Source organism: Kitasatospora sp. NPDC088861, from assembly GCF_044750105.1.
In the GTDB taxonomy this organism is placed as follows: domain Bacteria; phylum Actinomycetota; class Actinomycetes; order Streptomycetales; family Streptomycetaceae; genus Kitasatospora.
The window spans coordinates 529260-536513 of the sequence record NZ_JBIVJF010000002.1; the positions used below are offsets into that span (position 1 = coordinate 529260).

Consider the following 7254-nt stretch of genomic DNA (forward strand, 5'->3'; position numbering starts at 1 on the left):
GCCCGCCAGGCCGCCCGTGCAACCGTCCGGCCGTCGGTGGCGTCACCCCAGCGGGGGTGAGCCGATGGGGGTGGCGGTGCGGCGGTGGGGGCCGGTGGCGGCCGGGGTGCTGTTGGTGCTGCTGGCAGGATGGCTGGTGGGCGGGCCGGTGCGGCAGTTCGGGCAGGCGGCCGGGCTGGTGGGGGCGCCCGGGACGTTCCGCGCGGAGCGGTGTCTGATCCCGGCGAACGGGGACGGCCCGCCTCCTTCGGACTGCCGGGGCGTGTTCCGCCCGGACGGCGGCGGCCCGGCGCACGAGCACGCCAGGATGCGGGCGGGCGCGCCGGTCGGCGAGGGCGTCTGGGCGGTGTGCGAGGGCGACGAGTGCCACCTGGTGTCGGACGCCGAGGTGGCGCGGACGGTGATGCTGCTGGCGCTGGCCCTGGCACCGGGTGTGGCGGGCGTGCTGCTGACCGGCGTCGGCCTGCGCGCGCGGCGCGTCGGCCGGGGGCTGCTGCTCTCCGGCGCGGTCGTGGGCGTCCTGCTGTTCACCCTGATGGTGCTGGGCGGCGTCTTCTGGTTCGTGCTGGCCATGACGGGGGTGTGAGCCCGGCGAGATCGGCCGGACAGGGCCTACGTCTTGCGGGCCCGGCTGGGCTGCACCCTGGTCGGCTCGCCGGCCGCCTTGGGGTGGTCGGGCGGGTACGGGAGCTCTCCGAGGCCCTCGTCGCGCAGCTGCTTGTCGTACAGCTCCAGCAGGCCGTCCAGGCGGTACGCCCGATCGTCCATCTCGGCGTTCAGGTCGCCGAGTTCGGCGAAGCGGGCGGGGACGGTGCGCAGGTCGAAGTCCTCGGGGGAGGCGTCGTCGAGCTCCTCCCAGCGCAGCGGGGTCGAGGCGGTGGCGCGCGGGCGGGCGCGCAGGGAGTAGGCGGAGGCGATGGTGCGGTCGCGGGCCATCTGGTTGTAGTCGACGAAGATCCGCTTGCCGCGTTCCTCCTTCCACCAGGCGGTGGTGACCTGCCCGGGCATCCGCTGCTCCAGGACCCGGCCGAGGGCGATCACGGCGTGCCGGCCGTCGGTGAAGGTCCACTCGGGCACCAGCGGGACGTACACGTGCAGGCCGCGCCCGCCGGAGGACTTGGGCCAGCCGCGCAGCCCGTACTCCTCCAGCAGGGCGCGCAGTTCGTGGGCGGCGCGGACGGCGTCGTGGAAGTCGGTGCCGGGCTGCGGGTCGAGGTCGATGCGCAGCTCGTCGACGTGCTCGGTGTCGGAGCGGCGGACCGGCCAGGGGTGGAAGGTGAGGCAGCCCAGGTTGGCGGCCCACAGCACGGCGGCCGGCTCGGTGGGGCAGATCTCGTCGGCGGAGCGGCCGCTGGGGAAACTGATCCGGGCGGTGGGCAGCCAGTCCGGCAGGCCCTTGGGGGCGCGTTTCTGGTAGAAGAACTCGCCGTCCACGCCGTCCGGGAAGCGCTGCAGGGTGGTGGGCCGGTCGCGCAGTCCGCGCAGCACCCCGTCGGCGACGGCCAGGTAGTACTGCGCGACGTCCAGCTTGGTGAAGCCGCGCTCGGGGTAGTACACCTTGTCCGGATTCGACAGCCGGACGCTGCGCCCGGCGACATCCAGTTCCACGGCTGAGCCCATGCCCCTCACGCTAAGGGCGCCGTGTCCCGCGCGCGTCTTTTCGCCGTGGGCCCTTTCCGCGGTGGGCCCTCTTCGCCGTGGGCCCTTTCGCCGCGCGGCTTCCGGCCGTGCGCGCGAGGATCGGAGCCATGGACCTGCCCGTGATGCCGCCGGTGGCGCCGATGCTCGCCAAGTCGGTGGCGAAGATCCCGCCGGGGATGCAGTACGAGGCCAAGTGGGACGGCTTCCGGACGATCGTGTTCCGCGACGGCGACGAGGTGGAGCTCGGCAGCCGCACCGGCAAACCGCTGACCAGGTACTTCCCCGAGCTGATCGCCGCGCTGCGGCGTGAGCTGCCACCGCGCTGCGTGCTGGACGGCGAGGTGGTGATCGCCCGGGACGGCCGGCTGCGGTTCGAGGAACTGCTGGAGCGCATCCACCCGGCGGCGAGCCGGGTGCGGATGCTGGCGGAGCGGACGCCCGCCTCCTTCATCGCCTTCGACCTGCTCGCGCTCGGTGACGTCGCGCTGCTGGACGAGCCGCTGTCGGTGCGCCGCGCGGCCCTGGAGACGGCGCTCGGCGCCGCCCGCGACCCGGTGTTCACCGCCCCCGCCTCCACCGACCGGGACGTGGCGCAGACCTGGTTCGCCGAGTACGAGGGCGCCGGGCTGGACGGCGTGGTGGCCAAGCCGCTGGACCAGCCGTACCGGCCGGGCGAGCGGACCATGTTCAAGATCAAGCACGAGCGCACCGCCGACTGCGTGGTGGCCGGCTACCGCGAGCACAAGAGCGGCCCGGTGGTCGGCTCGCTGCTGCTGGGCATCAACGACGCCGAGGGCCGGCTCCAGCACGTCGGCGTCTGCGCCGCGTTCTCGATGGCCCGCCGCCGCGAACTCGCCGAGGAACTGGCCCCGTTGCGGATGGCCGACCTCTCCCGCCACCCGTGGGGCGGCTGGGCGGACGAGGCGGCGCACGCCGAGGGCCGGCTTCCGGGCGCGGTCAGCCGGTGGACCGGCGGCAAGGACCTCTCCTGGGTCGCGCTGCGCCCCGAGCGGGTGGTCGAGGTCGCCTACGACCACATGGAGGGCACCCGCTTCCGGCACACCGCGCAGTTCCGCCGCTGGCGGCCGGACCGCACGCCGGAGAGCTGCACCTACGCGCAGCTGGAGGAGCCCGTCTCCTACGATCTGGCCCGCGTGCTGGGCAGTTGACGACACCTCGGAGGCCCGGCCCGGTGATCCGGGCCGGGCCTCAAGCGGTCTGGCGCTCAGGCGCCCGGTCGGTCCGGAGCTCAGGCGTTGACCGTGGACGGCGCGCCGGAGGGGGACCCCGGGGCGCCGGACGAGGCCGGGGACGAGGCCGACCCCGAGGGCGAGAGCGAGGGTGACGGCGACGCGGACCCCGAGGACGAGGCCGACGGCGAGGCCGTGTTGTTCACCGGCGGGATCGAGTAGACGTTCTTCGGCGAGACGATCTGCGTGATCGCCTTCGCGAGCAGCGAGGACGGCTCCGAACCCCGGTACGGCACATCGGTGTTGAGCAGCACCACCAGGGTGGCCTGGGACTGCGGCAGGTACACCGCCACGGTCTCGTAACCGGGCAGCGAGCCGTTGTGCCCGATCCACCCGTTGTTGTTGAACAGCCCGAGGCCGTAGCCGACGCCGGGGTCCCCGGTCGGCTGGGTCTTCAACCGCTGGGACTGGGTGTCCTGCTTCAGCAGGGAGCCGGTGGCCAGGGACTTCGACCAGTTCTGCAGGTCGGTGAGGTTGGAGATGACCGCCCCGGCCGACCAGGCCCAGGACGGGTTCCAGTCGGTGGCGTCCGTGGTCTGGCCGTTGGGCGTCTGGTCGGTGTAGCCGCGGGCGTGCGGGTCGGGGAAGGTCGCGTCGGTCGGGAAGACCGTCCCGTTCAGTCCGGCCTGGCTGAACACCTGGTCCTTGAGGAACTGGTCCACGGGCTCCCCGCCGGCCTTCTCGATGACCTTGCCGAGCAGGATGTAGTTGCTGTTGCTGTACTGGAACTTGCTGCCCGGCGGGAAGTTCGCCGGGTGCTTGTACCCGTAGGCGAGCAGCTCGTCGGGCGTGAACACCCGGTTCGGGTCGCTGATCAGCGCGTTCACGAAGTCCGGGTCGGAGGTGTACGGGAACAGGCCGCTGCGCATCCCGGCGAGCTGGCGGATGGTGATCTTGTCGCCGCCGGGCACGCCGTCCACGTACTTGGAGACCGGGTCGTCCAGGCCCACCTTGCCCTGGTCGACCAGCCGCAGCACGCCGGTCGCCGTGAAGGTCTTGGTCTCGCTGCCGATCCGCATGTTCAGGTCGGGCGACATCGGGGTGCCGGCGGACTTGTCGGCCTGGCCGAAGGCCCGCTGGTAGCTGCCGTCGGGGGTGGTGATCCCGACGATCACGCCGGGGGTGGAGGTCTGGTTCAGCACCTGCTTGATCGCGGCGTCCAGCTGGTTGGCGACGTCGGGGGTCAGCGGCACCACCGCGCCGGCCGAGCCGCTCGCCGAGCCGCTCGCGGCGCCCGAACCGGCGCTGGAGCCCGACGCGGACGGGCTGAGCGCGGCGGGCTCGGCGGTGAGGGCCGCGCCGCCGGCCTGCTTCGGCGGTGACCCGCCGGAGCAGGCCGCGGTCGCGAGCAGGCCGGTCAGCGCCAGGGCGGCGCAGGCCGCTCGGCGGGTGGAACGGGACGCGGCCGGATGTGGCCGTCGGAGCGTGGTCATAGGTCGAGGCGCCTCTCTGCGGCGGACGGCCCCGGAGCGCTGCTCCACGAGGCCGACGGGGGAGCGCCGCCACCGTAAGCACCGCCGGTGCGGCCCCGCTCGTCGACCGCCGCAGGGCTGACCCGAACGGACCGGCGGTCAGCCGACTGCCCCAGCCGGCTGGCGCATATCGCCTCCCGTGCTGTCAAGGACCACTGCCCACTGGGGGGTTGGTGTCGCGAAAGCGGGCTCGCGCTCGGCCGAACAGGTGAGCACCGGCACGCCGCACCCGCCCCCGGCCCCGGCTCGGGCACGATCGTTTAGCCCAGCTGTGGCCGCCCTTAAGAATTCCTCGATGGACCGAACCCACCCTCACCAGGCAGATTTCTGCCTGCCCGGATCGCGTCCGCCAGGAACGGCCACACCGGGGCCACTCGGCCTGCCCACCCGCGAAGGCCGCCCCACTCGCACGTCAGGAGCCGACGCCCGTGAAGGCACTCGTCAAGCAGAAGGCCGAGCCCGGGCTCTGGCTGGTGGACGTCCCGAAGCCGGAGATCGGCCCCGGCGAGGTGCTGATCAAGGTGCTGCGGACCGGCATCTGCGGCACCGACCTGCACATCCGCAACTGGGACGGCTGGGCGCAGCAGACCATCACGACCCCGCTGGTGCTCGGCCACGAGTTCGTCGGCGAGGTCGCCGAGATCGGTGCCGGCGTCGCGGACATCGCGGTCGGCGACCTGGTCAGCGGCGAGGGCCACCTGGTCTGCGGCAAGTGCCGCAACTGCCAGGCCGGCCGCCGCCACCTGTGCCGCAACACGGTCGGCCTCGGCGTCGGCCGGGACGGCGCCTTCGCCGAGTACGTGGCCCTGCCCGCCTCCAACGTCTGGGTGCACCGGGTGCCGGTCGACCTGGACGTGGCCGCGATCTTCGACCCGTTCGGCAACGCCGTCCACACCGCGCTCTCCTTCCCGCTGGTCGGCGAGGACGTGCTGATCACCGGCGCGGGCCCGATCGGCATCATGGCCGCCGCCGTCGCCAAGCACGCCGGCGCCCGCAACGTGATGATCACCGACGTCTCCCCGTACCGCCTCGACCTGGCCCGGAAGGTCGGCGTCACGCTGGCGCTGAACGTCGCCGAGCACACCATCGAGGAGGGCCAGCAGAAGCTCGGCCTGCGCGAGGGCTTCGACGTCGGCCTGGAGATGTCCGGCCGCCCCGAGGCGATGCAGTCGATGATCGCCAACATGACCCACGGCGGGAAGATCGCCGTGCTCGGCCTGCCCGCCGAGCAGTTCCCGGTCGACTGGGCCTCGGTCGTCACCTCGATGATCACCATCAAGGGCATCTACGGCCGCGAGATGTTCGAGACCTGGTACGCGATGTCCGTGCTGCTGGAGGGCGGGCTGGACCTCGCCCCGGTGATCACCGGCCGGTACGCCGCCGACGACTTCGCGGCCGCCTTCGACGAGGCCGCCGGAGGCCGCTGCGGCAAGATCATCCTCGACTGGACCGCCTGAGCCCCCCCGTTCGTCCTCGTTAGGAGCCCGCAGTGTTCGACAACGTGCGCGCCGACATCGCCACCACCCTCGACGAGATCCGCGAGGCCGGGCTCTTCAAGCCCGAGCGGGTCATCGGCACCCCGCAGAGCGCCGCGGTCACCGTCACCGGCGGCGGCCGCCCCGGTGAGGTGCTGAACTTCTGCGCCAACAACTACCTCGGCCTGGCCGACCACCCCGAGGTGCTCGCCGCCGCCAAGGACGCGCTGGACCGCTGGGGCTACGGCATGGCCTCGGTGCGCTTCATCTGCGGCACCCAGGACGTCCACAAGGCACTGGAGGACCGCCTCTCGGCCTTCCTGGGCCAGGAGGACACCATCCTGTACTCCTCCTGCTTCGACGCCAACGGCGGCGTCTTCGAGACCCTGCTCGACGACCGCGACGCCGTCATCTCCGACGCGCTCAACCACGCGAGCATCATCGACGGCATCCGGCTCAGCAAGGCCCGCCGCCACCGCTACGCCAACCGCGACCTGGCCGACCTGGAGCAGCAGCTCAAGGAGACCCAGGACGCCCGCCGCCGCCTGATCGTCACCGACGGCGTGTTCTCGATGGACGGCTACGTCGCCCCGCTGCGCGAGATCTGCGACCTGGCCGACCGCTACGGCGCCATGGTCATGGTCGACGACTCGCACGCCGTCGGCTTCGTCGGCCCCGGCGGCCGCGGCACCCCCGAACTGCACGGCGTGATGGACCGCGTGGACATCATCACCGGCACCCTCGGCAAGGCGCTCGGCGGCGCCTCCGGCGGCTACGTCGCCGCCCGCCGGGAGATCGTCGCCCTGCTGCGCCAGCGCTCCCGCCCGTACCTGTTCTCCAACTCGCTCGCCCCGGTGATCGCGGCGGCCTCGCTGAAGGTGCTCGACCTGGTCGAGCAGTCCAACGAGCTGCGCGAGCGGCTGGCGGCCAACACGGCGCTGTTCCGCAGCAGGATGACCGAGGCCGGCTTCGAGATCCTGCCGGGCGACCACCCGATCGCCCCGGTGATGATCGGCGACGCGGCCAAGGCCGGCCGGCTCGCCGAACTGCTGCTGGAGCGCGGCGTGTACGTGATCGGCTTCTCGTTCCCGGTGGTCCCGCACGGCCAGGCCCGGATCCGGGTGCAGCTGTCCGCCGCGCACTCCACCGAGGACGTCGAGCGCGCCGTCGCCGCCTTCGTCGACGCGCGCGCCGCGCTGGGCGAGTAGCCCGGCGGTCGGTGAGGCGGCGGCCCCATGAGCTGCCCGCGGGCCGGTCCGCTCGGAACCGGACCGGCCCGCGGGCTCACCATCGTCGTGGGGGGGGGGGGGGGGGGGGGGGGCGGGCGGCGCGCGCGCGCCCCCCCCCCCCCCCCCCCCCCCCCCCCCCCCGGCCCGGGGGGCGCCGGGGGCGGCCCGGCCCCCCCGCCCCGGCGGC

At 73.4% G+C, this 7254-nt stretch carries 6 protein-coding genes; 4 read left to right on the forward strand and 2 right to left on the reverse strand.

Annotated elements, in window-relative coordinates; all coding sequences use genetic code 11:
* Positions 1-64: 64 nt before the first annotated feature.
* Positions 65-586, forward strand: coding sequence for a hypothetical protein (locus ACIP37_RS06050; RefSeq protein WP_363586710.1), 522 nt, complete (start codon positions 65-67; stop codon positions 584-586).
* Positions 587-612: 26 nt separating this feature from the next.
* On the opposite strand, the gene ligD is transcribed toward ACIP37_RS06050, so the two are convergent.
* On the reverse strand, positions 613-1620 hold the full coding sequence (gene ligD / locus ACIP37_RS06055; RefSeq protein WP_400802862.1) for a non-homologous end-joining DNA ligase: 1008 nt from the start codon (positions 1618-1620) through the stop codon (positions 613-615).
* 128 nt (positions 1621-1748) lie between these two features.
* Between ligD and ACIP37_RS06060 the strand changes: the two genes are divergently transcribed.
* The gene (locus ACIP37_RS06060) at positions 1749-2810 is read left to right on the forward strand and encodes an ATP-dependent DNA ligase (RefSeq protein WP_400802860.1); all 1062 of its coding nucleotides are present in this window, start codon (positions 1749-1751) and stop codon (positions 2808-2810) included.
* A gap of 80 nt (positions 2811-2890) precedes the next feature.
* Here the strand turns inward: ACIP37_RS06060 and ACIP37_RS06065 are convergent, their stop codons facing one another.
* A complete protein-coding gene (locus ACIP37_RS06065; RefSeq protein ID WP_363586713.1) occupies positions 2891-4324 on the reverse strand; it encodes a serine hydrolase domain-containing protein in 1434 nt (477 codons plus the stop codon).
* Positions 4325-4791: 467 nt separating this feature from the next.
* Between ACIP37_RS06065 and tdh the strand changes: the two genes are divergently transcribed.
* Positions 4792-5820, forward strand: coding sequence for an L-threonine 3-dehydrogenase (gene tdh, locus ACIP37_RS06070; RefSeq protein ID WP_363586714.1), 1029 nt, complete (start codon positions 4792-4794; stop codon positions 5818-5820).
* A 32-nt stretch (positions 5821-5852) separates the two neighbouring features.
* The gene (locus tag ACIP37_RS06075; RefSeq protein ID WP_400802855.1) at positions 5853-7046 is read left to right on the forward strand and encodes a glycine C-acetyltransferase; all 1194 of its coding nucleotides are present in this window, start codon (positions 5853-5855) and stop codon (positions 7044-7046) included.
* Positions 7047-7254: the final 208 nt, after the last annotated feature.